Consider the following 23,201-nt stretch of genomic DNA (forward strand, 5'->3'; position numbering starts at 1 on the left):
ATGGCCGATCCGGGGTTCAGTCGAATTCGATTCGCAATCCCGCACGGGTGCGCAGCACTTCGCAATCAAGCCTTTCTTCGAGGTAGTCGGCGGCCTTGCTCCCGGTGCAATGGCCCACGGCCAGCCGCCGCACTCCGAAATCCTCAAGCGTTGCAGCGACACGCTCCCACTCCGCCGAGTCCGCGTTGAAGAGATGCAGTCCGCCTACAACGGCGTGCAGCCTGTCCAGCCCGAGCATGTCCCGCAGGTGCAGAAGGCTGTTTTCCAGCCCGGAATGGCAGCAGCCCAGCAGCAGCACCGGACCGGAACGCGTTTCCAAAAGCAGGAACGCATCGTCCGGCACCGGGTCCGGCAGTTTTCCTTCCGGGTCGTAGCTGAACCCCCGTACCGCCTGAAAGAGGTCCGGCCTTCGCGGAATGTTCGTGAACATGCGCAGCCCGGGCGAAAGCTCACGCGTGTCGGCCACGGCTTCGAAGTCGGGCAGGGGCGCGGGCGGGCCGATGTCCCTGACGGACTTGCCGTGGTTGTAGCGCGGTCTTCCCGCTTCGGGATGGGCCAGGATGCGGCCCTTGAATCCGGCGGCAAGCAGTGCGCGAAGCCCTCCCGTGTGGTCGTAATGGCCGTGGGAAAGGGCGAGTCCCGTCGCCAGGGCCGGGTCCACTCCGAGAGCTTGCGCATTGCGCAGAAAAAGATCGCTCTGGCCCGTGTCCCAGAGCCAGAGCGATCCGTCTATCGTTTTCACCGCGACGCTCAGGCCCCATTCGGAGCCCAGGCCCGGCGCGGCCTCGTTGTCGCAAAGAAAGGTCAACCGCGTGCGCATGCCGTTCCGCTTCTCTTTTCGGCTAGGGGATGCCCGCGTCGCCGAGATTTTTGGCCGCTTCGCGTTCGTCCAGGTAGAGCTTGTAGACGATGGAGTCCACCACGGCCTGCCAGGAAGCCTCGATGATGTTGTGGGATACGCCCACCGTGGTCCAGCGGTTCTTGCGGTCGCTGGATTCGATGAGCACGCGCACGAAGGAGCCCGTGCCCCCGGTGTCGCGGATGAGCCCTGAAACCACGCGGACCTTGAAGTCCTTCAGGGAGACTTCCTTGAGGCGCGGATAGAAGCGTTCCAGGGCCTTGCGCACCGCGCCGTCCAAGGCGTTGACCGGGCCGTTGCCCGATGCCGCGGTGTGTTCCTTCTGGCCCTGCACGGAGACGATGACCGTGGCCTCGGACAGAGGCTGGTTGTCCTCCTCGCGCTTGGAGTCCACCACGAAGAAGTTGTGGAAGGTGAAGTAGTCCTTGGAATCGCCCAGGAATTCGCGCAGCAGCAGTTCGAAGCTGGCGTCGGCCACGGAGTATTCGAAGCCGATGGACTCGCGTTCCTTGATGCAGCCGAGCAGGGCACCCAGGCGCGGATCGTTCTTGTCCAGCTCGTAGCCGTACTGCCGGGCCTTGAAGATGATGTTCGACTTGCCCGCGAGGTCGGAGAGCAGCACGCGCTGGTGGTTGCCCACGGCTTCCGGGTGGATGTGCTCGTATGTTTCGGAATTCTTGAGCACTGCGGAGACATGGATGCCGCCCTTGTGCGCGAAGGCCGAGCCGCCCACGAAGGGCTGGCGCAGGAAGGGGCGCAGGTTGGCCACTTCCGCGATGTAGTTGGAGGTTTCGCGCAGCAGCGTCAGGCGGTCCGCGCCGATGCACTCCAGCCCCATCTTCAGCTCCAGGTTGGGAATGATGGAGCAGAGGTTGGCGTTGCCGCAGCGTTCGCCGTAGCCGTTGATGGTGCCCTGGACCTGGACGGCGCCCTGGCGAACTCCTTCCAGGGCATTGGCCACGGCCAGTTCCGAGTCGTTGTGCGGGTGGATGCCGAGCCGCGCGTCCGGCAGGGCCTTGCGCACCTCGGTCATGATGGCGGCCAGTTCATGGGTCAGGGTGCCGCCGTTGGTGTCGCAGAGCACGAGCACGTCGGCCCCGGCCTCGAAGGCCGCCCGCAGACAGTTCAGGGTGAAATCCGGGTTGGCCTTGAAGCCGTCGAAGAAGTGTTCGGCGTCGAAAAACAGCTCGTCCACATGGGGCCGCAGATAGGCGAGACTGTCGCGGATCAGTTCGAGGTTGCGCTCAAGGCTGACGCCGAGGGCGGTTTCCGCGTGCAGATCCCAGGTCTTGCCGAAGATGGTCAGCACCGGGGTTTCCGCTTCGAGCAGGGCCGCGAGGTTGGGATCCTTGTCCGCCGTGGTCCGGGGGTAGTGCGTGCTGCCGAAGGCGGCCACCCGCGCCGTGGAGAAGTTTTCCTTGCGGATTTCCTTGAAGAAGCTCTTGTCCGTCGGGTTGGAGCCGGGCCAGCCGCCTTCGATGTAGTGCACGCCGAGTTCATCAAGCTTCCGGGCCACCCGGATCTTGTCCTCGGTGGTCAGGTTGAGTTCCTCGGCCTGCGTTCCGTCGCGCAGGGTGGTGTCGTAGATCTTGACCCTGTTCATGCGCTCTTGCAGCTTTGCGCATTGGTTTCGGAGTCCAGGCCAAAGGCTTTGTGCATGGTGCGCACGGCGAGTTCCGTGTATTTCTCCTCGATCAGGCAGGTGACCTTGATCTCGGAGGTGGAGATCATCAGGATGTTGATGCCTTCCTCGGCCAAGGCGCGGAAAGCCTTGGACGCGACGCCCGAATGGTTGCGCATGCCCACGCCGATGGCGGAAACCTTGGCGGCGTGCTTGTCGTAGCGCAGTTCCTTGAATCCGACCTCGTATTTGAGCCCTTCCAGCACGCGCAGCGTCTGGTCCAGGTCGGCGCGGGGAACGGTGAAGGTCAGGTCGGTCTTGCCGTCCTTGCTCGGATTCTGGACGATCATGTCCACGAGGATCTTCTTTTCGGCGATGGCGGAAAAGACCTCGGCCGAGACGCCGGGACGGTCCTCGACGTGCACGAGCGTGATGCGGGCCTGATCCTTGTCGTAGGCGATACCGGATACGAGCACGGCTTCCATTTGATCCTCCTGACAGACGATGGTGCCCGGCTCGTCACAGAACGTGGACCGGACGTGTACGACGACGTTGTATTTCTTGGCGAACTCCACGGACCGGATCTGGAGCACCTTGGCTCCCATGCTGGCCATTTCCAGCATCTCGTCGTAGGCGACGCGGTCGATCTTGCGGGCGGTGGAGCAGATGTTCGGGTCCGTGGTGAACACGCCCGGAACATCAGTATAGATTTCGCAGACATCAGCCTTGAGCGCGGCGGCCAGGGCCACCGCCGAGGTGTCCGAGCCTCCCCGTCCCAGGGTGGTGATGCGGTTTTGTTCGTCGCAGCCCTGGAAGCCGGCCACCACGAGCACGTCCAGATCCTCAAGCATTTCGTGCAGCTTGTCGCCGTCGATGTCCACGATGCGGGCTTTGCCGAATGCGCAGTTGGTGCGGATGGGAACCTGGAAGCCGAGCACGGAGCGGGCGCGGATGCCCTGTGATTTGAGGAGAATGGAGAAAAGCGCCACCGAGACCTGTTCGCCGGTGGAAACCAGGCTGTCCATTTCGGCGGGATCCGGATTGGAGGCCCACTCCTTGGCCAGGGCGAGCAGGCGGTTGGTCTCGCCGGACATGGCCGAGAGCACCACGACGACCTTGTCGCCCTGGGAGAGCGGACGTTTGACCTTGGCCAGAACCTGCCGCATGCACTCCAGGTTGGCCACGGAGGTTCCGCCGAACTTCTGTACCACTAAGCTCATGATCTACCCTTCTTTTACTTCGAGGATGGAGCGGAGGGTTGCCTCGTCCGCTTTTTCCTTTGCCTTTATTTGGGCCGTTCGTCCAGTGCCCGAAGGCCGGAGCGCAATGTGCACGGCGCGTTGCGGCTCGTCTTGCGGGGCGAGCCGATCTGCCCATTCCACCACGTTCCAGGTCGTTTCCGATTCCAAAAGCTCGAATATGTCGTCGTCGGAGCAGCCATCCGCCAGTCTGTAAAGGTCGAAATGCGCAACCGGCGGATTGGTGGGATAGATGTTTACGATATTGAAGCTGGGGCTGGTGACTTCGGCCTGGTCCGCTCCGGGCAGCGACTCGACCAGGGCGCGGATCAGCGTGGTCTTGCCCGCTCCGAGGCCCCCCGTGAGCAGCAGCGCGGGAGGCCGGGACCGGCCGGCGAAGGCCGAGGCCAGCTTCCTGCCGAAGGCCAGGGTCGAGGCGAGATCCTCCAGTTCGACGTGCAGCGTCATGGGACCGGATCGCGTCATGTTCTAGAAAAGCGTGCGGAGCACGTCTTCCTTGCCCACGACGCCCACGACTCGCCCATTTTCAAGCACGGGCAGGGTATAGAGCTTCTTCTCGACCATGAGCGTGGCGATCTCATCCAGGGGAGTGGACGCTTCCACGGAAACAGGGTCGCTGGTCATGGCCTTTTCCACGGTCAGGGCGGTCATCTTGCTGACTTCCTTGTCCAGCTGCTCCGTGGCCGAGATGGGAAAAAGGCCGTCGAGCAGGGTGAAGAAGGAGGGCAGCGCGATCTTCTTCTGCTGGGCAATGAGGTCGCTCTGGCAGATGACGCCCACGAGGCGTCCGTCCGCGTCCACCACGGGCAGGCCGTTGATCTTGTTTTCCAGCATCAGTCGGACGGCTTCGCTCACGTCCGATTCAGGCCGGAGCGTCACGGCGTTGGTGGTCATGATATCCTTGGCGGTCAGCATGGGTACTCCTTGTCGTCATGGTGAAGGGAACGGGGCAGGGCGTCGGCGATTTCGCCCGCAAGGCAGCCGCGCCCTGGAAATGTGTCGCCGAGCAGAATGCCCGCCAGTCCATGCCAGTATACACCCAGGCAGGCGGCGCGCAACGGGGAAAGGCCGCGGGCGAGCAGGGAACCGATCAGCCCCGTGAGCACGTCGCCGGAACCGGCCACGGCCAGGGCCGGAGCGGAAAGCGGGCAAAGGTGCGCGCGGCCTTCCGGGTCGGCCACGATGCTGCCCGCGCCCTTGAGAACCGTCACGGCCTCGTGGCGGCGGGCCAGGGTCCGGGCCGAGGCGATGCGGGAGGACTGGATTTCCGCAGTGGATTTGCCGAGCAGGCGCGCGGCTTCACCGGGGTGGGGGGTGATCACCGCGCCTTCGGGCAGAAACTCCGGCGAGCCGGAGAGGTGGAAGAGCGCGTCCGCATCGCAGACCAGAGGCAAAAGCAGGTTCGGTCCCAGCACACGCAGGAAGTCGCGGGCGCCGTCGTCGCGTCCGAGGCCGGGACCGAGGGCCACGGCGTCGAAGCGGCGCGGGGAGGCGGCGAGGAGAGCGGCCAGTTCGTCGGCCAGGGCCGGGGTCCAGCCCTCGCCGTGCCCCAGGGGCAGCGTCATGATTTCCGGTCGGCCCGCCTTGGCCTCGGCGCAGAGGGCCGCCGGGGCCGCCAGGGTGACGAGCCCGCAGCCGCCGCGCAGCGCGCCCAGGGCCGCGAGATGCGGCGCGCCCGTAAGGCCCGGGCTGCCGCCGACCACGAGCAGATGGCCCGCCTGCCCCTTGTGCATGTCCGGACCGGGGAGCGGTACGAGTTCCATGATTTCCGGGGCGATGCGGTAGTGGGAAGGAATGGCGGCCTGGATGCAGGAGCTGGGGATGCCGATGTCGCAGGGGGCGACGATTCCGGTGAAGGCCGCGGCCGGAGGCAGGGCCAGGCCGAGCTTGACCGCGCCGAAGGTCGCGGTGGCGTCGGCGCGGATCGCCAGGGGTTGCGGTTCGCCGGTTTCGCCGTTGAGGCCGGAGGGAATGTCCAGGGCCAGCACGAAGGCGGATTCGCCGATGCGGTTGGCGCCCTCGACGAACTGGTGAAAATCGGATCGCAGCTCGCCCTGGAAGCCGGTGCCGAGCAGCCCGTCCACCAGGATGTCCGGCTGGCGGTCCGGCTCCGCGAACCGGGCCAGGGAGAGGCGGGTCAGGCGTTTCAGGGGCACGCCCGTGCGTGCGGCCAGCCGCAGGTGGTACCCGGCGTGGCCGCGGTATTCGCGGCGCGGCTTGGCGTGCAGCGTCAGCACCTCGGCGCCGAGATCGTGAAGATGCCGCGCGAGAACGAAGGCGTCGCCGCCGTTGTTGCCCGGCCCGGCCAGCACCAGCACGCGGGCCTCCGCCAGCGGGCCGCAGGCCTCGCGGAGAACGTTCAGGGCCTCGCGCCCGGCGTTCTCCATCAGGATTTCGCCACGGATGCCCACGCCTTCGATGGCGGCGCGGTCCCATTGGGCCATTTCCACGGGGGTGGGCAGCGGCTCGAACATGGCGGGCTCCTTGGTTCGGGTGGGGCGAAATCAGCCTTCGAGGACGACCACGGCTCCGGCGGTATCGCGCGCATGCGTGAGGGAGACGTGCATGGAGCTTACCCCAAGAGCTTTGGCCACTTCAAGGGCTCGTCCGCTCAGGTGCAGCTCCGGCTTTCCGGAAGGCAGGTGCAGGATTTCCACGTTGTGCAGGGTCACCCCCTGGGCGAATCCCGTTCCGAGCGCCTTGACCGCCGCTTCCTTGCCCGCGAACAGGGCCGCGAGGTAGGGCGCGGGATCGCTCCTGCCTTCCAGGCGAACGGCCTCGCGTTTCGTGAGGATGCGCTTCACGAAGCGTTCGCCGAATCGGGCGTGGGACGCGCGGATGCGGTCGAGTTCCACGAGGTCGATGCCGAGTCCGCGCACCATGCCGGGTTCCTCAGTCGTCGAAGGAGGCCACGACCGCGGCCATGTCCCGGACGGCGGTGTCCAGACCCACGAAGATGGCCCGCGCCATGATGGCGTGGCCGATGGAATATTCGTAGATGCCTGGCACGCAGGCGAAGGCCAGGGTGTTGGTGTAGTTCAGCCCGTGGCCGAGGTTGACCTTGAGCCCCAGATCCTGGGCCATTTCAATGCCCATGAGGATCTTGTCCAGCTCGGCCTGGCGTTCGGCGTGTTTTTTCGCGTCGGCATAGTGGCCGGTGTGGATTTCGATGAATTCCGTTCCGGCGGCATGGGCCGCGGCGATCTGGGCGGGGTCGGCGTCCACGAACAGGCTGGAGCGGATGCCCGCCGCATGCAGAGGAGCGAGATAGTCGGCCAGTTCCTTTTCGCGGCCGATGCAATTGAGCCCGCCTTCCGTGGTCAGCTCCTGGCGCTTTTCCGGAACGAGGCAGACCATGTCCGGTTCGGTTTCCAGGGCAATGGCCTGCATTTCGGCGGTGGCGGCCATTTCCAGGTGCAGCCGGGTGTTCAGCGTCTCGCGCAGCACGCGCACGTCGCGGTCGCGGATGTGGCGGCGGTCCTCGCGCAGGTGGACGATGATGCCGTCGGCTCCGGCGAGCTCGCAGATGGCCGCGGCGGTGACGGGTTCGGGCTCGATGCCCATGCGGGCGTTGCGAAGCGTGGCGACGTGGTCGATATTGACGCAGAGTACGGGCATTGCGGTCCTCCGGAGGTGGATTTCGAAGAGGAGTTTTCTACGCTTGTTCGCGGTGCATTGCAAGGCGGGCTCTGCGCGTCGGGGCGGAAGGCGGGGTTTGCCCGGAGCGTTTCGGAGCCGCGGAGAATCGCTCCCGGCCTTGACTTTTTTCCCGAACCGTATTTTTTCTATGCGTTGGCATGCAAGCAGCAACCCGAAGAGATGGAGAATCCAATCAGATGAATGTCTGTATCGTAGGCACCGGATACGTGGGCCTTGTCAGCGCGGCCTGTTTCGCGGAAATGGGCAACGATGTGATCTGCGTGGACGTGAATCCCCAGGTCGTGGAAACGCTGCGGGCCGGGAAAGTCCATATTTTCGAGCCCGGCCTGGAGGAACTCGTCCGGCGCAACGTGGCCGAGGGCAGGCTGTCCTTCACCACGGACCTCGGCGAGGGACTTGAGAACGCGCTTTTCGTGTTCATCACGGTCGGCACGCCCTCCCGTCCGGACGGTTCCTGCGATCTCTGCTACGTGGACGCCGTGGCCGAGGAGATCGGCCGGAGGATGACCGACTACAAGATCGTCGTGGACAAATCCACGGTTCCCGTGGGCACGGCGGACCGCGTACGCGGAATCATCCGCAAGGCCCTGGACGAGCGGGGCGTGGGGCTGGAGTTCGACGTGGTCTCCAACCCCGAATTCCTCAAGGAGGGCGACGCGGTCACGGACTTCATGAAACCCGACCGGGTCATCGTGGGCACGGAGAACGTGCGCACCGCCGAACTGCTCAAGGCCCTCTACTCGCCGTTCGCCCGCTCCCGCGAGAAGCTCATCGTCATGAAGACGCGCAGCGCGGAAATGACCAAGTATGCGGCCAACTGCATGCTGGCCACCAAGATCAGCTTCATCAACGAGATGTCCGGCATCTGCGAGCGCGTCGGCGCGGACGTCAGCGAAGTGCGCCTGGGCATTGGCTCGGACCACCGCATCGGCTACCATTTCATCTATCCCGGCGTGGGCTACGGCGGCTCCTGCTTTCCCAAGGACGTCAAGGCGCTCATCGACACGGCGCGCGACAACGGCTACGAGCCGAGCCTGATCGCGGCCGTGGACGAGGTCAACAACCGCCAGAAGCTGGTGCTCGCCGAAAAGATCGAGGCGTATTTCGCGCCGCAGGGCGGAGTCAACGGCAAGACCCTGGCCATGTGGGGCATCGCCTTCAAGGCCAATACCGACGACATCCGCGAGGCGCCCGCCCTGGAGCTGATCCGGGTGCTCACGGCCAGGGGCATGCGCGTGCGCGCCTTCGACCCCGTGGCCGGCGCGCGCGCGCGCGAGGTGCTCAAGGGGAACGAGCTGGTGGAAATCGTGGAGAGCCAGTACCAGGCGCTGGACGGCGCGGACGCCCTGGCCGTGGTCACGGACTGGAACCAGTTCCGCAACCCGGACTTCGAACGCATCCGCAAGTCCCTCTCCGCGCCCCTGCTGTTCGACGGCCGCAACCTCTACTCCCCGCAGTTCATGGGGCAGAACGGGTTCGCCTACTTCAGCATCGGGCGGACGCCCGTGAACGCCTGAGCGGCGCGAGCTTCGGATCGGCAATGAAAAAGGCCCCGCGATGCACAATCGCGGGGCCTTTTCCGTTGCAGGGGCGTCGCAGCTACTTGGGGACTCCGACGCGTCGGCAGGAACGCATTTGCAGTTCCAGAAGAATGAGGCGTTCGAATTCCGGACCGTATTCCATGCTCTCCGGCGGTTCCTCGCTCCCGGAGAGGCGTCCCAGCTGCTGCGTCTCTTCCCAGAAATCCAGCAGCTCGTCGTCGGCCAGGGTCTTGATTTGTTCTTCGAGCGAGATGTCGTCAGGCAAGAGAGTATAGCGCGCCATGGCTCCTCGCGGAGATAAAGGGTGGTGAGAAGGGGGCCTTCAATGCGAAATTTCGACGCACCGTAGACGTTTTGCCCTGTTGCGTCAATTTGTGGGCCGGAGCGGCGTGGGGGCCGAGGTTGTTGTCATCCTTTACGATTTGTAATAACGCCAAACCCGTGTCGTTATTTATTCGAGCCGCTCCCCGCGGGGGAACGGCGCGAGCCAAGGGGGAGTCATGTTCGGGCGGTCCTTTTTTTCGCTGTTCCGGGGGTTGAGCATCACCGCCAAGCTGACGATTTCCAGCCTGGTGTTCGTGCTGCCCATAGCCCTGTTGTCCTATTTCGTCTTCAGCGCGAGCTACGAGAACATCAGCCTGGCCCGCCTGGAGATGCGCGGCAATGCCTACATCCGTCCGTTGTCTTCGCTGCTTCAGCAGGTGACGGAGCACGAGCGGCTGGTGGTCCAGTCTTTTTCGGGCGACGTGGACGAGGCCAAGCTGCTCGCCCTGGAAAAAGGCATGGACGCCCGTTTCGAAGAACTGGAAGCGCTGCATGCGGCCTCGGCCCATGCCTTGGAGGTCGATTCCGCAGGACTGGAACGGCGGGGCAGACAGCGTCTGGCCGTGGACCAGCTCAAAAAGCGCTGGGACGAACTCAAGCAGTGGAAGGGAGCCTCGCCCGGCAAATTCATGGGCAAGCACGCGGCCCTGGTCAGCGATCTGCTCGGCCTCATCGAGCTGGTGGGCGGCACGTCCAGCCTCGGCCTGGATCCGGACCAGGATTCCACGGCCCTGGTGCGCGCGGTGATCGAACTGCTGCCCCGGACCCAGGCGCTCATCTCGGACGTGATTTCCTATTACGAAACGGCCCAGGACGCGGGCGAGATTTCCGAGATGGCGCGTCAGGAATTCCTGCTGCTCGGCGCGGAGCTGCGCCGCGTTGGGTATGCGGACGTGATCGCGGCCGGGCGCAACGCCCTGGAAGAGGATGAATTCTATTACGGGGTCAGCCCCAGCCTCCAGGAGAATCTGTCCCCTCTGCTGCGACGCTATGAAGCCTCTGCCCGCGATTTTCTCGAATATGTGAACATGCTTGCGGATTCCGCCCGCTGGACCCTCGTCAAGCCGCCGGTCTTTCTCCAGTCCGCGCTCCAGCTTCGCCGCACGGCGCGGGAACTGTCCGAAACATCGTCGGCCGAGCTGGACGCGCTGCTCCAGCGTCGCCTGGACCACTACCGGACGACCCTTTGGATCATCGTGGGCACGTGCGGCGGAACGCTCGTCCTCGCCTTCGCGATGGTGGCCCTGATCGGCCGCAGCGTGGTCCGTCCCATTGCGAAGATTCGCGGATTCACGCGCAGCATCGCGCAGGAGGACTTCGGCGCGACGCTGGACTCCCGCTTCAGCGGCGAGCTTGCCGAGCTTGCCCATGACATCCGGGCCATGCTCGCGACCCTGAAGCGATTCGGGTTCGCGCAGGGGCTGCTCGACGGCATGACCTCTCCCTGCTTCGTGGTCGATACGAATCTTAGCCTGACCTTCGTGAACCAGGCCATGCTCGATCTGCTGGAACGCGAGGGAGAGCCCGCCGGCTGTCTGGGCCAGCGCATCGAGGAATTTTTCTATAAATGCGTGGACGGCGAAATTCTGGCCGAGCGCGTCCAGGCCGAACGCACCGCGCTGGTCAACGTCGAGCGCGAGATGCGGACCGACAAAGGCTCCCATCGTTTCGTGCGGCTCGACGGCGCGCCCTTGTACGATCTGGAGGGGGCTTTGATGGGCTCCTTCACCCTGGTTACCGACCTGACGAGCGTGAAGGAGAACGAGAGACAGGTGCGCCGCCAGGTCGAGACCATGAGCGAGGTGGCCGCCAGGGCCGAAGGCATCGCCGACGACGTGGCCGAGGCGGCCTCCCGCCTGGAGGCCCAGATCGAGGACGTGGCCAGCGGTTCCTCGAACCAGAAGAGCCGGACCGTGGAATCCGTCACCGCCATGGAGCAGATGAACGCCTCGGTGTCCGAGGTCGCGCGGAATGCGGGGCAGGCGGCGCGCGAAGCCCAGGACGCCATCGTCAAGGCCGAGCAGGGCGAGCGGACCGTGGAAAGCGTGATCGAATCCATCCGCGCGGTGCAGGGACACGCCGAAACGCTGCGCACGGCCATGCGCGCGCTGAATTCCGAGGCCGCCGGCATCGGCACCGTCATGAACGTCATCGAGGACATCGCGGACCAGACCAACCTCCTGGCCCTGAACGCGGCCATCGAGGCGGCGCGCGCAGGCGACGCCGGGCGAGGATTCGCCGTGGTCGCGGACGAGGTGCGCAAGCTGGCCGAGAAGACGATGGACGCCACCAAGCAGGTGGGCCGGGCCATCGTGAGCATCCAGAAAGGCGCCGAGCAGAGCGTGGCCGCCACGGACGCCGCCGTCACCGCCGTGCATTCGTCCACGGAGCAGGCGTCCCTTGCGGGAACGGCCTTGCAGGAAATCGTCCGGGTCATCGACAGCAACTCCGGCCAGATCCGCGCCATCGCCACCGCCGCGGAGCAGCAGGCGGCCACCAGCGAGGAGATCAGCCGGTCCGTGAACGGCATCGACAACGTCTGCGACGAGACGGCCCTGCATGTCCAGGACTCGCGCCAGGCCATCGAGCGGCTCGCGCGGCTGGCCGAGGATCTGCGCCGCGTCATCCAGGGCATGCGCGGCAACTGATTCACTCGCGGTTGACAAACTGGCGGCATATTGCCATTGATCGAACTCTGGCGAAGCCACGGTTCGGAAACGGTTTTTCAAGGAACGACGGGGCATGGAAGACTATCAGGTCCGACAGGACGACGAACTCATCCAGCTTGTGACTTTCCGCATCGGGGAAGAGGAGTTCGGCGTGGACATCCTCGCCGTACAGGAAATCATACGGACCATGGCCATCACCAAGGTGCCCAAGGCGCCGGATTTCGTCGAAGGGGTCATCAACCTGCGCGGCAAGGTCATCCCCATCGTGGACCTGCGCAGACGGTTCGGCATGGCCGCGCGCGACAGCGACAAGCACAGCAGGATCATCGTCATCGAAACCGGCATGGTCATCGTCGGGTTCATGGTCGATTCGGTTTCCGAAGTGCTCCGCATTCCAGCGGGGACCATCGAGGCTCCTCCGGCCGTGGTGTCCGGGCTCGAATCGGATTATATCGACGGCGTCGGCAAGCTTGATGATCGGCTGCTGATCATGCTCGACCTGGACCGACTGCTTTCCGGCCAGGAAAAGGACGCCCTGACCAAGGTCGGTTGAGCGCGTGTCGCCGGATGCGGCGCCGTTCTCCGTCGTTGCCGACGGCGGGCGGCTTTTTGACGTGGTCGAGCTGCTTTTCCCCCGCTGAACGTCGCGGGATTCCCCGCTTCTTCCCGGCGTCGTCCTTTACGCCGCAATCGCCGCGAGCCGGATTCTCTCCTGGAAATGGCGTCCGGTCGGCTTTTTTGAGCAGGAACATTTCACCGCCTCCGCATTGCTGGACGGAAATTCATGAGCAGATACACCCTCCCGCCGCTTCTGGAGAGCTTCATACAGGACCGGGGCGAGCACCTGCGGGTCTTCAAGAGCGGTCCCGCGAGCCAGGCCGTGGCTGCGGACGCGCTCCTGCGCGCCGGGCGCAACGTGGCCCTGATCGCGCCCGGAGCCGCGGAGTTCCGGGAAATCGCGGCTCTGCTGCGGCTGCTTTCCGGCATGGACGACGGGCTTCCGGTCTGGGACCGGCCCTGGGTCGAGCTGGGCACGCAGCGGCCGGGTCTGCCCGACGCCGCGGCCTGGAGCGGTCGCATGGCCGCGTTGCACGGCCTCGTCCACGGGGCCAAGCCCAAGGGGCTGCTGCTCACGGCGGACAATCTCGTGCCGTTCTGGCCCTCGGTGGAAACCGTTCGCAGCAGTTTTCTGACGCTGACGCAGGGGGATGAACTTTCTCCGGAAATGCTCCTGGATCAGGCCGTGGAGTGGGGCTACAAAAGGCGCAAGGTGGTGGCCGAACCGGGCGAGGTGGCCATGCGCGGCGACATCTTCGACATCTGCGCCCCCGGCTACGCGCAACCCCTGCGCCTGGAATTCTTCGGCGACAATCTGGAACAGATCCGGCTTTTCGACCTCGCCTCGCAGCGTTCCCGGCAGGAGCTGAAGGAAATCACCCTGCTGCCCGTGACCCCCGCGCCCCTCAGCGGCGATCGGCCCGAGAGGGCCAGAGCGCGCTGGGACGAGCTGCGCCGCACGGGCGAGATCTCCGCCGACACCGAGCTGCATCTCGGTATGCAGCTGGAAAGCGCCGAGCCCTGGATTTTGCCGGGCGTCTACGACCGCGAGGCCGCGCCCCTGGAAGCCTTTTTCCCGCCGGACATGGTCTGCGTGCTCAGTTCCGCCGAAAACCTGCGCCAGCGCGTCGAGGACGCGGCCGAAGCCTGGCGTGACTTCGTGGATCGGCAGAAGCGCGAAGAAGGGCGCCGCTGGCCCCTGGACGCGCTTTGCAGGGGGACCGACGCGGCCCGCAACGCCTGGATCGGGCGGCGTCAGCTCGTTTTCGAGGACTTGACCCTCGGCGTGGAGAAGAGCGGTCTGGACCTCGTCGAAACCCGTTATTCCGAATTTTCCGACCTCTTCTGGCGACCGGATCAGGCGCAGCGGCCCTGGGCGGCCCTGGTTGCGGCCCTGCGCGAATGGAACCGCCAGGACGGCCAGACCCTGCTCTGCTTTCGGACCGAGCGTTCCCGCGGCAAGTTCCTGAGCCTGCTCGAAGGGGAAAACCTCACCATTGCGACGGAATATGCCCCGGACCGCCGGGGGCTTTTCGCGCTGGTGTCCCCGCTGTCCAAGGGCTTCGAGCTGGCCTGGCTGGGCATGCGCGTGCTGGGCGAGGACGTGCTCCAGCCCCGCTCCGAGACGCGCACGCGCGAGCCGGGCAAGAAGTTCCAAGGCCTGGACCGTTACGACGACCTGCTCGAGGGCGACCTGCTCGTGCACCGGGACTACGGCCTTGCGCGCTTCGGCGGTCTGCTGCACATGCGCACCGGGGATGTGGAAAACGATTACTTGCTGCTGCATTTCGACGCCGACGACAAGCTCTACCTCCCTGTGGACCGCATCAAGCTGGTGCAGCGCTTCAAGGGACCGGAAGGGGGCGTGCACGCCCTGGACCGGCTCGGCGGCTCCCGCTGGTCCAAGACCACGGCGCGGGTGCGCAAGGTTTTGGAGAAGATCGCCCAGGATCTCGTGGAGATGTATGCCATCCGCCGCGTGACCAAAGGCTACGACTACGGCGAGTTGGGCGAGATGTATCACGAATTCGAATCCGGCTTCGGCTTCGACGCCACGCCGGACCAGGACAAGGCCGTGCGCGAGGTCTTCGCGGACATGGAGCGCCCGGAGCCGATGGACCGCCTCGTCTGCGGCGACGTGGGCTTCGGCAAGACCGAGGTGGCCCTGCGCGCCGCGTTCCGCACGGTGCTCGAAGGGCGACAGGTGGCGCTGCTCTGTCCCACGACAGTCCTCGCGGAGCAGCACTACCAGACCTTCATCAGCCGCATGGAACCGTTCGGGGTGCATGTGGGGCTGCTCTCCCGCTTCGTGCCGCCCAAACGCCAGAAGACCGTGGTCGCGGCAGCGGCCCGCGGCGAGGTGGACGTGCTCATCGGCACGCACCGGATGCTCTCCAAGGACGTGGAGCTGCCCAATCTGGGGCTGATGATCCTGGACGAGGAGCAGCGTTTCGGCGTCAAGCACAAGGAACGCCTCAAGCATTACCGCAAGCACATCGACGTGCTGACCCTCACGGCGACGCCCATTCCGCGCACGCTGCAATTGTCTCTCTCCGGACTGCGCGGCCTCTCGGTCATCGAGACTCCGCCCCAGGACCGCAAGCCTGTGGAAACCGCGCTCGTGGAGCGCGACGAGGCCATGCTCGCGGCGGCCCTGAAGCGGGAAATGGATCGTGGCGGTCAGGTCTTCTGGGTCCACAACCGGGTCCAGGGGTTGGAACAGGTGGTGGACTTTGTCCAAAAGCTCGCGCCGGAGGCGAAGATCGGCATGGCCCACGGCCAGATGCCGGAGCGCACGCTCGAAGAAACCATGCACCGTTTCTGGCACAAGGAACTGGACGTGCTCGTGGCCACGGCCATCATCGAATCCGGCCTGGATTTTCCCAACGTGAACACGCTGATCGTGGATCAGGCCCAGATGTTCGGCCTGGGACAGCTCTACCAGCTGCGGGGCCGGGTCGGGCGCAGCGAGCGGCAGGCATACGCCTATTTCGTGGTCTCCTCCCTGGAATCGCTGCCCGAGACCTCCCGCAGGCGGTTGCGCATCATCCTGGATATGGATTATCTGGGTGCGGGTTTCAAAGTGGCCATGGAAGACTTGCGCTTGCGCGGAGCCGGGAATATCCTCGGCGAGGTCCAATCCGGGAACATCGCCAAGGTCGGCCTGGACCTTTTTCTCGAAATGCTTGAGGAAGAGGTTCGCAAGGTGCGCGGCGAGGCCTTGCCCGCCCGGACCGAGCCGGAACTCAGCTTCGTCTTCCGGGCGCACATCCCCGGCGAATACGTCCCGGACTCCAAGGAGCGGCTCGGTTATTACCGGGCCTTGTCCTCGGCCAGCGGGGAGATGGCCCGGAAGGAAATCGAGGCCGAATTGCGCGACCGTTTCGGGCCGTTGCCGCCGGAGCTGGTCAACTTCCTGGCCGTGCTGTCGTTGAAGGAAGTGCTGGCGCGGCTCCAGGTGGAACGAGCCGAGCTGTATGCGGGCCGGGCCGTGCTCACATGGGGAGGAACCGTCAGCGCGGTTTCCCCGGAACGGCTCATCGACTGGGTCGCGGACCGGACCGGAACTGCGCGGCTGCTCCCGCCGGGGAGGCTGGAACTGCGCTGGCCCGATACGCTCGATACGGCGCGCGGGCTTGAATATCTTGGCAATGAACTGGAATCCCTGGCGGCGGAGTCGCCGGGGGCGGAAGCATAACGGACGGAAGCTGAATGAGAATCTCCTGCCTGCTCTTGTGGACCTGTCTTGCCGCCCTGGCTCTTGCCGCCTGCTCCACGGAGGCCGACGACATGGGCATTGTCGCCCGTGTGAACGGAAAGCCCATCTATCTTTCGCAACTGGAGTTTCAGCACGACCTGCTGCACATGGACGGAACCGGGGCCTTCGTGCCGACGGTGGAAGTCCTGCGCGGCGAATACGGCCAGATCCTCGGCGACCTCATCGTCATGGAGATGGTTTCGCAGGAGCTGGACGCGCGCGGCCTCGGCGTGACGGACGAAGAAGTGGCCGAGGAGGAGCGCAAGGTCAGGGCGGACTATCCGGACGACTCGTTTGACCAGGTGCTCGTCGAAGAGTACATCGACCTGGCCTCCTGGCGCGAGCGCCTTCGCTACAACAAGGCTCTGGAAAAATTCCAGCGGCTCGTGCTGCGTCCTCAGATCAAGATCGACTACCGCGAGGCGGAAGACTACTACAAGCAGCACATCAAGGATTTCCGGATTCCTGAAACGCTGCGGATCCTCGTGGTCCGCTCGTCGGACAAGGCTCCCCTGGCCGAGGCGCTCAAGGTCTACCGCGACACGAGGGATCCCGAAGCCATGCGGGCCGACGAGAAGGTGGCCGTGCACGAGATCACGGTCCGGCAGGGACAGCTTTCCTCTTCCTGGCTGGAGGCGCTCCAGGAGCTGCCTCCCGGAGAATCCAGCCCGATCATGGAAGAAAAGTTCGGCTATGAGGCCTTGGTCCTGCTGGAGCGTCTGCCGGCGAAGCAGCTCGACCCCACCCAGGCGTATCCGCTGGTGGAGCAGGCCTTGCTGGAGCACAAGATGCGGGACGCCTTCGAAACCTGGCTCTCGAACGCATGGAACTCCGCAGACGTGCAGGTGAGCGAGCATTTGTTGCCGCGCCCTGAGGGAGAAGCCGCCGCGGAAGCGGGCGATCCCGCCGCCCAGGAAGACCAGGCGAACCTTGAGAGCCGGATGGGCCAGGAAGATGCCGGGAAGAATGCCCTTCAGGAAGGCATGGCTCCTCTCGGCCCGGACGACACCCCCCTGGAACAGGAGGGCGACAACTCCGAAAACGCGGTCCCTGCGGAGGGCCAAGCCCAATAGATAGGGAACTCCGCCGGGGAGTTCCGCTTGACCAACGCCGCCGAGCGCGGCAAGCCCCGCCCAGCCAAGGGAGGCGAAAAAGCGATGAAGAATATCCGGCCGCTGCTGGCCCTGCTCCTGTTGCTGATGCCCCTGGCCGCCCATGCCGCGGAAGTCCAATCCATCAAGGCCGTGGTCAACGGCGAGGTCATCACGAGCTATGATTACGATCAGCGCTGGGCCTCGATTTATCAACGGCTCAAGAGCCAGTACGGCGAGCAGCTCAAACACCCCGAAATGCAGGAGCAGGTGGCCGCGCTGAAAGAGAAGCTCCTCGGACAGATGGTGGACGAGGTCATCGTCAGCCAGGAGGCCCAGCGCATGGGCATCAATATCAGCGACAAGGAAGTGGACGCGTTCCTGGAAAACATCAAGCGCCAGCAGAACATGGACGCCGAGAAATTCCAGCAGTTTCTGGCCAAGAACAACATGACCGAGGATGAGCTGCGCGAGACGATCAAGGAAGACCTGACCAAGCGCCGCATGGTGCAGAGCAACGTTTCCAACCGCATCGTGATCACCGACAAGGAGATCATGGACGAGTTCAAGAAACGCAATGGCGCCAAGGCCGGGGATACGCTTCGCCAGATCGTCCTCAGCGTGATCATGGCTCCGGACAAGGAATCCATGGACAAGATCGTGGACGCGATCCACGATGGGATGTCCTTCGCCGAGGCTGCGGACACCTATTCGGTGGGACCGGCCGTCGGCGCCGGAGGCGACCTCGGCAGATTCTCCTTCAACGACCTGGCCGAAGCCTGGCGCAACGCCCTGGACGGCGTGGAAAAGGGGGAAATGAGCGACCCCTTCCAGGCGGACGGAAAGTATGTGCTGCTCAAGATCACCGACGAGGGCGAAGGCGAAGCCGTGGCGGACATGGACCAGGCCACGCATGACGCCATTTACGAGGAATTGCGCAAGCAGAAGTTCGACGAGCTGTTCGAAGACTTTATGGGATTGTTACGCGAGCGGGCCGTCATTGAGTACAAGTGAACCCGTTTCAGACTGGAGAAAGGGAGCACGCATGGATCTGATTCAGCTCGGAGCGCAGATGCGTCAGGAGCGGGAAGCTCGGAAGCTTTCCCTCGCCGACGTTACGGAAGCTACGAAGATCAGCCGCCGGATTCTGGTGGCATTTGAGAACGGGGAAATGGAACATTTCCCTCACCCTGTATACGCCAAGGGCTTTGTCAGGAATTACGCCAAGCTGCTCGGACTCGACCCCCTGGAGTGCGTCCGCGTCCTGGAGCGCGAATATTGCCCGGACGAATTGCCCGAGGACAAGCGCGACAACGTGGGCATCAGCCTCAAGGATCTCAAGGATCCTTCGGGAAAGGCTCTTTCCACCGGGACGAGGCCCTGGGGAGCCATGATCATCGTGCTCCTGCTTGTGGGCGTGCTGGCCGGGCTGATCTGGTACATGGCCCAATCCGGGCATGAGCAGAAAGCCCGCATGGAGGAAGCGGTCGCTCCGACCGAGGCGGCTGAACCCGCCGAAGCGCCTGCCGTCGTGGAGCAGGCTCCGGAGGAAGCCGTTGCCGAAGTCCCCGCAGGCAATGTGGAGGCTTCCGCCGGAGTCGTGGACACGCCCGCGGAAAGCGCCGGGGCCGAGGACGCGGCCGCCCAGGTGCAGCCCGCGACCAAGGAGCACGTGCTCGTGGTCACGGTTACCGACAAGGATGGTTGTTGGATGGGCGTTTTCCGCAAGGAGCAGGAGTCCGGGGACACCCCTTGGCTCGACGAGTTCACGGTTCGACCCGGGCAGAGCCTGCGCTACGAATTTACGGGCTCGCGCACATTCCGTTTCGGCCGCCTGGAGACCGTCAGCCTTGAGCTGGACGGCAAGCCCCGGCCCGCCAGCGGTTCGGGCGTGGTGGACGTGGTCCTGCCCTGACCCCGTTCCCTTGAGGGCTTCCGTTTCGGTTGCCCTCTTGCGGCCGAGGCCGGGGCGGCGGAGGTGCTGCATTGTTGGATTTTACCGAAAAGGCCCTGGTGCTCCGGGTGGGCCGGTTTCGGGAGACGGACGCCTGGGTGCGCATGCTCACCCCCACCCGAGGGGTGTTGACTGCGTTCGCTTTCGGAGGCATGAAAAGCCGCCGTCGTTTTCCTGGCTGTCTTGATCCGCTGAACCTCGTGCTTTTCAAATTCGGTTCGGATCGCCGTGGGCGGTACCTGAACCTTGACGAGGGGACGCTGCTGCACGGCCACCCCGTTCTGCGCCGCAATCAACGCAACCTGGGCGTGGCCGTGAACTGTCTCAAGTTCGTGGAAGCGGTTCAGGTGGCTTCGGAAGGGGCGGAGGAGAGCTACGAACTTCTGCTCTCCCTGCTCTCCCTGCTTGAGCGGGAAGTGCCCCAGCCTGAAAGCCTGCCGCTTCTGTTCCGAGCCCGGTTGGGATTTTCCCAAGGGTATCGGCCTGATTTCCTCTCCTGCGGAGAGTGCGGGAGCCTTGTGGGAGACTTTGACAGTCCTCGATTTTTCGTGGAAAAAGGGCAGGTTCTGTGCCCGTCGTGTCTTGTCGATAACGGCGCGGAATCGGGGCTGCCCATGTCGTCCGGATCGCTGCGCGCCCTGGACTGGATAATGACCCACCCGCCTGGCGAGTGGCCGCGCCTGACCGTTCCGCCCACGGTCCGGCAGGAATTTTCCCTGGCCGTGGAACGCTTCATGGCCTACCACCTCGGCCTGGAGTGGGAGGGCGGTTTTTTTCGGAACGTCTAGTGTGGAGAAGTCGATGAACTTTCAAGACGTGATCTTGACCTTGCAGAAATACTGGTCCGAGTACGGCTGCGTGCTCGTGCAGCCCATGGACGTGGAATGCGGGGCGGGCACCTTCAACCCCTCGACGTTTTTCCGCGTCATCGGGCCGGAACCCTGGAACACGGCCTATGTCGAGCCTTCGCGGCGGCCCACGGACGGCCGCTACGGCGAGAACCCCAACCGCCTGCAACACTATTACCAGTTCCAGGTCATCCTCAAGCCGTCGCCGGACGACGTGCAGGATCTTTACCTGAAGAGCCTCAAGGCCCTCGGCATCGACCCCGCCGCCCACGACATCCGTTTCGTGGAGGACGACTGGGAATCGCCGACCCTGGGCGCCTGGGGTCTGGGCTGGGAAGTCTGGCTCAACGGCATGGAAGTGACCCAGTTCACCTATTTCCAGCAGGTGGGCGGCATCGATCTGAGGCCCGTGAGCGTGGAGATCACCTACGGCCTGGAGCGCCTGTGCATGTATCTCCAGGAAAAGGAATCGGTCTACGATCTTTCCTGGAACGGCAAGGTCAGCTACGGCCAGATCTACCACCGCAACGAGGTGGAGCAGTCCAAGTACAATTTCGAGCTGTCGGACGCGGCCATGCTTCTCGATCTTTTCAACAAGTTCGAGGCCGAGTGCCTGCGTCTCTGCGGCGAGGGGCTGCCCTGGCCCGCCTACGACTACTGTTTGAAATGCTCGCACACGTTCAACCTGCTGGACGCGCGGGGAGCCATTTCCATCACCGAGCGCACCGGATACATCGGCCGGGTGCGCAATCTGGCCTCCTCCATCGCCGCGCTCTACGCGGCGCAGCGCGAGGAGATGGGCTACCCCATGCTCACGACCCCGACCAACGTCTAGCGAGGATGCATTACGATGGCTGACTTCATATTGGAAATCGGCACCGAGGAGATGCCCGCGCGCTTCGTGCCCAAACTGGCCGAGGAGCTTCGGGAGAATCTGGCCGCTCTGCTGGATCAGGGCATGGTCGAGCGCGGCGAAATCCGCACGTTCGCCACTCCGCGCCGCGTGGCGGCGCTGGTCGAAGGGATCGCTGCGGAGCAGCGCCGTCAGGAGGAGGAGGTCACCGGGCCTCCGGCGAGCATCGCCTACAAGGACGGCGAGCTGACCAAGGCCGGCCTGGGCTTCGCCAAGACCCAGGGCGTCGAGCCCGCCGACCTCTACACCGTGAGCACTCCCAAGGGCGACTACCTCGCGGCGCGGAAGTCCCTGGGCGGCGGCAAGGCCATGGACGTGCTGCCCGGAATCTGTCTCGACGCCGTGAAAAGACTCACGTTCCCGAAGAAGATGCACTGGGGAGACTACGATTTCACGTTCGGGCGTCCCGTGCGCTGGCTTCTGGCCCTGCTGGGCGAGCAGGTGGTGGAATTCGGCGTCAACGACCTTGTTTCCGGCCGTACGACCCACGGCCATCGCGTCATGGGCCCCGGCCCGTTCGAGGTCGCCGCTGCTGCGGACTATGTCCGCGTGGCCGAGGAGCAGGGCAGGGTCATGCTTGATCCGGCCCGGCGCATGCAGGTCGTGCGCGAGCGCGGCGCGGCCCTGGCCGAGGCGAAGGGCGGAGAGGTCGTCTGGAACGACGGGCTGCTTCAGGAGGTGTCCAACCTCGTGGAACTTCCCGTGCCCGTGCTCGGCGACATCGATCCGATCTATCTCGAACTGCCCGCCGAGGTGCTGCTGACCTCCATGCAGAGCCATCAGAAGAGCTTCGGCGTGCGCGGCAAGGACGGCACGCTTCTGCCCCATTTCCTGACCACCCTGAACATCGAGCCTTCGGATCCGGCTCTGGTCAAGAAGGGCTGGGAGCGCGTACTCAAGGCCCGGCTGGAGGACGCCCGCTTCTTCTGGGAGGCGGATACCGGCACGGATTTCCAGGTCTGGCTGGACAAGCTGGAAAGCGTCGTCTTTCTCGGCCCTCTGGGCAGCATGGGCGACAAGTCCCGCCGTCTGGAACGTCTTTGCCGCCGGATCGGCGAGGCGCTCAGCGTCTCCAGGAACATCCTGCCCGGCGAGATCGCGGATTTCGCCAAAGCCGGGCGCATGGCCAAGGCGGACCTCGTGTCCGAGATGGTCAACGAGTTCGACACGCTTCAGGGCGTCATGGGCGGCATCTACGCCGAGCGGGCCGGAATGGGCTCCCTCGTGTCCGAGGCCCTCAAGGAGCAGTATCTGCCCGCCGGTCCGGATTCTCCGGTCCCGTCGAGTCTCGCGGGCGCGGTGCTGTCCATGGCGGACAAGGCCGACACCCTGGCGGGCTGCTTCGGCCTGGGCAAGATTCCCACCGGAGCCAACGATCCGTATGCGCTTCGGCGTTGCGCCCTCGGCATCTGCCGGATCATCATGGAACATGGCCTGGCCCTGGACGTGCGCGAGCTGCTGGGCTGGGCCCTGGAAGGCTACACCGACGTGAAGTGGAAGCTTCCCGTCGGCGAGGCCCTGGACAAGCTGGTGGACTTCTTCGGCCAGCGTCTGCGCGCGCTGTTCGCGGGGCGCGGCATGAGCGTGCTCGTTGTGGACGCGGCCCTGGGCGCTGGATTCGACGACATCCGGACCCTGGAACTGCGCGTCGCCGCCCTGGAAGCCTTCAGCAAGGAGCCGGATTTCGAGCAGGCCGTGCTGACCTTCAAGCGTGCGGCCAACATCATCCGCAAGCAGGGCGAGGAAGCCGGGCAGGAGCTGACGGGACGCTACGATGCCGCGCTCTTTGCCGAGGAGCAGGAAAAAGCCCTGGCCGAACGGCTGGAAAAATCCGAAAGCCGTTTCGAGGAACTGTGGGCCGCCGATGATTTCGCGGGACTGCTCGGATTGCTGCGGGAGCTGCGTCCCTCTGTGGACGCTTTCTTCGACGGCGTCATGGTCATCTGCGACGACCAGGCCGTGCGGCGCAATCGTCTGAACCTGCTCAAGTCCCTGGTGGATCGTCTCGGCAGGCTGGCGGATTTCAGCGCCTTGCAAGTCTAGAAAATCATGCGAAGGTCCGGCTCGCGGGTTGACACCGCTGAAAAGAGCGTATAAAGGACCACTTTCAGTTCAGCGAGTAGCAGTGTGCGCACGTCGCACGTAAC

Annotated in this window: 19 protein-coding genes; 10 read left to right on the top strand and 9 right to left on the bottom strand. The window is 64.7% G+C overall.

Annotated features, from left to right (window positions below; genetic code table 11):
* Positions 1-16: 16 nt before the first annotated feature.
* Genes G452_RS0113335 through G452_RS0113370 form a run of 8 tightly spaced genes read right to left on the bottom strand, consistent with a single transcriptional unit; the run spans position 17 to position 7,357 of the window.
* Positions 17-820, bottom strand: coding sequence for an MBL fold metallo-hydrolase (locus tag G452_RS0113335; RefSeq protein ID WP_022662757.1), 804 nt, complete (start codon positions 818-820; stop codon positions 17-19).
* A gap of 22 nt (positions 821-842) precedes the next feature.
* A complete protein-coding gene (gene cimA / locus G452_RS0113340; protein WP_022662758.1) occupies positions 843-2,462 on the bottom strand; it encodes a citramalate synthase in 1,620 nt (539 codons plus the stop codon).
* Positions 2,459-3,700 (bottom strand): aspartate kinase, encoded by a 1,242-nt coding sequence (locus tag G452_RS0113345; protein ID WP_022662759.1) that lies wholly within the window; start codon positions 3,698-3,700, stop codon positions 2,459-2,461. Before G452_RS0113345 ends, cimA begins: the two co-directional genes overlap by 4 nt.
* 3 nt (positions 3,701-3,703) lie before the next feature.
* Positions 3,704-4,186 (bottom strand): tRNA (adenosine(37)-N6)-threonylcarbamoyltransferase complex ATPase subunit type 1 TsaE, encoded by a 483-nt coding sequence (gene tsaE, locus G452_RS0113350; RefSeq protein ID WP_027189253.1) that lies wholly within the window; start codon positions 4,184-4,186, stop codon positions 3,704-3,706.
* A 21-nt stretch (positions 4,187-4,207) separates the two neighbouring features.
* On the bottom strand, positions 4,208-4,654 hold the full coding sequence (locus G452_RS0113355) for a CBS domain-containing protein (protein ID WP_022662761.1): 447 nt from the start codon (positions 4,652-4,654) through the stop codon (positions 4,208-4,210).
* Complete coding sequence (locus G452_RS0113360) at positions 4,648-6,213, bottom strand: bifunctional ADP-dependent NAD(P)H-hydrate dehydratase/NAD(P)H-hydrate epimerase (protein WP_022662762.1); 1,566 nt, start codon at positions 6,211-6,213, stop codon at positions 4,648-4,650. Before G452_RS0113360 ends, G452_RS0113355 begins: the two co-directional genes overlap by 7 nt.
* A 30-nt stretch (positions 6,214-6,243) precedes the next feature.
* Positions 6,244-6,621, bottom strand: a complete 378-nt coding sequence (locus G452_RS0113365; RefSeq protein WP_022662763.1) for a holo-[acyl-carrier-protein] synthase — start codon at positions 6,619-6,621, stop codon at positions 6,244-6,246.
* 10 nt (positions 6,622-6,631) lie between these two features.
* Entirely contained in the window at positions 6,632-7,357 is a 726-nt protein-coding gene (locus G452_RS0113370) for a pyridoxine 5'-phosphate synthase (RefSeq protein ID WP_022662764.1), read from the bottom strand.
* Between the two features lie 218 nt (positions 7,358-7,575).
* Here G452_RS0113370 and G452_RS0113375 point away from each other — a divergent pair, with 218 nt between their 5' ends.
* Positions 7,576-8,916 (top strand): UDP-glucose dehydrogenase family protein, encoded by a 1,341-nt coding sequence (locus G452_RS0113375; RefSeq protein WP_022662765.1) that lies wholly within the window; start codon positions 7,576-7,578, stop codon positions 8,914-8,916.
* Positions 8,917-8,998: 82 nt separating this feature from the next.
* Here the strand turns inward: G452_RS0113375 and G452_RS0113380 are convergent, their stop codons facing one another.
* Positions 8,999-9,223 carry a hypothetical protein gene (locus G452_RS0113380; protein ID WP_022662766.1) on the bottom strand — a complete coding sequence of 75 codons (225 nt, stop codon included), beginning with the start codon at positions 9,221-9,223 and terminating at the stop codon, positions 8,999-9,001.
* A gap of 217 nt (positions 9,224-9,440) precedes the next feature.
* Here G452_RS0113380 and G452_RS20745 point away from each other — a divergent pair, with 217 nt between their 5' ends.
* The 9 genes from G452_RS20745 to glyS all read left to right on the top strand — a co-directional run bounded on the left by G452_RS20745 (position 9,441) and on the right by glyS (position 23,097).
* Positions 9,441-11,912 (top strand): methyl-accepting chemotaxis protein, encoded by a 2,472-nt coding sequence (locus G452_RS20745; protein WP_022662767.1) that lies wholly within the window; start codon positions 9,441-9,443, stop codon positions 11,910-11,912.
* A 94-nt stretch (positions 11,913-12,006) separates the two neighbouring features.
* The gene (locus G452_RS0113390; protein WP_022662768.1) at positions 12,007-12,486 is read left to right on the top strand and encodes a chemotaxis protein CheW; all 480 of its coding nucleotides are present in this window, start codon (positions 12,007-12,009) and stop codon (positions 12,484-12,486) included.
* Between the two features lie 231 nt (positions 12,487-12,717).
* On the top strand, positions 12,718-16,188 hold the full coding sequence (gene mfd, locus G452_RS0113400) for a transcription-repair coupling factor (protein ID WP_022662769.1): 3,471 nt from the start codon (positions 12,718-12,720) through the stop codon (positions 16,186-16,188).
* 14 nt (positions 16,189-16,202) lie between these two features.
* Positions 16,203-17,321 (top strand): peptidylprolyl isomerase, encoded by a 1,119-nt coding sequence (locus tag G452_RS19570; protein ID WP_022662770.1) that lies wholly within the window; start codon positions 16,203-16,205, stop codon positions 17,319-17,321.
* A 27-nt stretch (positions 17,322-17,348) separates the two neighbouring features.
* Positions 17,349-18,353 carry a SurA N-terminal domain-containing protein gene (locus G452_RS0113410; RefSeq protein ID WP_022662771.1) on the top strand — a complete coding sequence of 335 codons (1,005 nt, stop codon included), beginning with the start codon at positions 17,349-17,351 and terminating at the stop codon, positions 18,351-18,353.
* A 31-nt stretch (positions 18,354-18,384) separates the two neighbouring features.
* Complete coding sequence (locus G452_RS20750) at positions 18,385-19,254, top strand: helix-turn-helix domain-containing protein (RefSeq protein ID WP_022662772.1); 870 nt, start codon at positions 18,385-18,387, stop codon at positions 19,252-19,254.
* A 74-nt stretch (positions 19,255-19,328) separates the two neighbouring features.
* The gene (gene recO, locus G452_RS0113420; RefSeq protein ID WP_027189255.1) at positions 19,329-20,081 is read left to right on the top strand and encodes a DNA repair protein RecO; all 753 of its coding nucleotides are present in this window, start codon (positions 19,329-19,331) and stop codon (positions 20,079-20,081) included.
* A gap of 13 nt (positions 20,082-20,094) precedes the next feature.
* Entirely contained in the window at positions 20,095-20,976 is an 882-nt protein-coding gene (gene glyQ / locus G452_RS0113425; RefSeq protein WP_022662774.1) for a glycine--tRNA ligase subunit alpha, read from the top strand.
* Positions 20,977-20,991: 15 nt separating this feature from the next.
* A complete protein-coding gene (glyS, locus tag G452_RS0113430; protein ID WP_022662775.1) occupies positions 20,992-23,097 on the top strand; it encodes a glycine--tRNA ligase subunit beta in 2,106 nt (701 codons plus the stop codon).
* The last annotated feature ends 104 nt before the right edge of the window (positions 23,098-23,201 follow it).

Origin of the sequence: Paucidesulfovibrio longus DSM 6739, from assembly GCF_000420485.1 — a bacterium.
GTDB lineage: Bacteria > Desulfobacterota > Desulfovibrionia > Desulfovibrionales > Desulfovibrionaceae > Paucidesulfovibrio > Paucidesulfovibrio longus.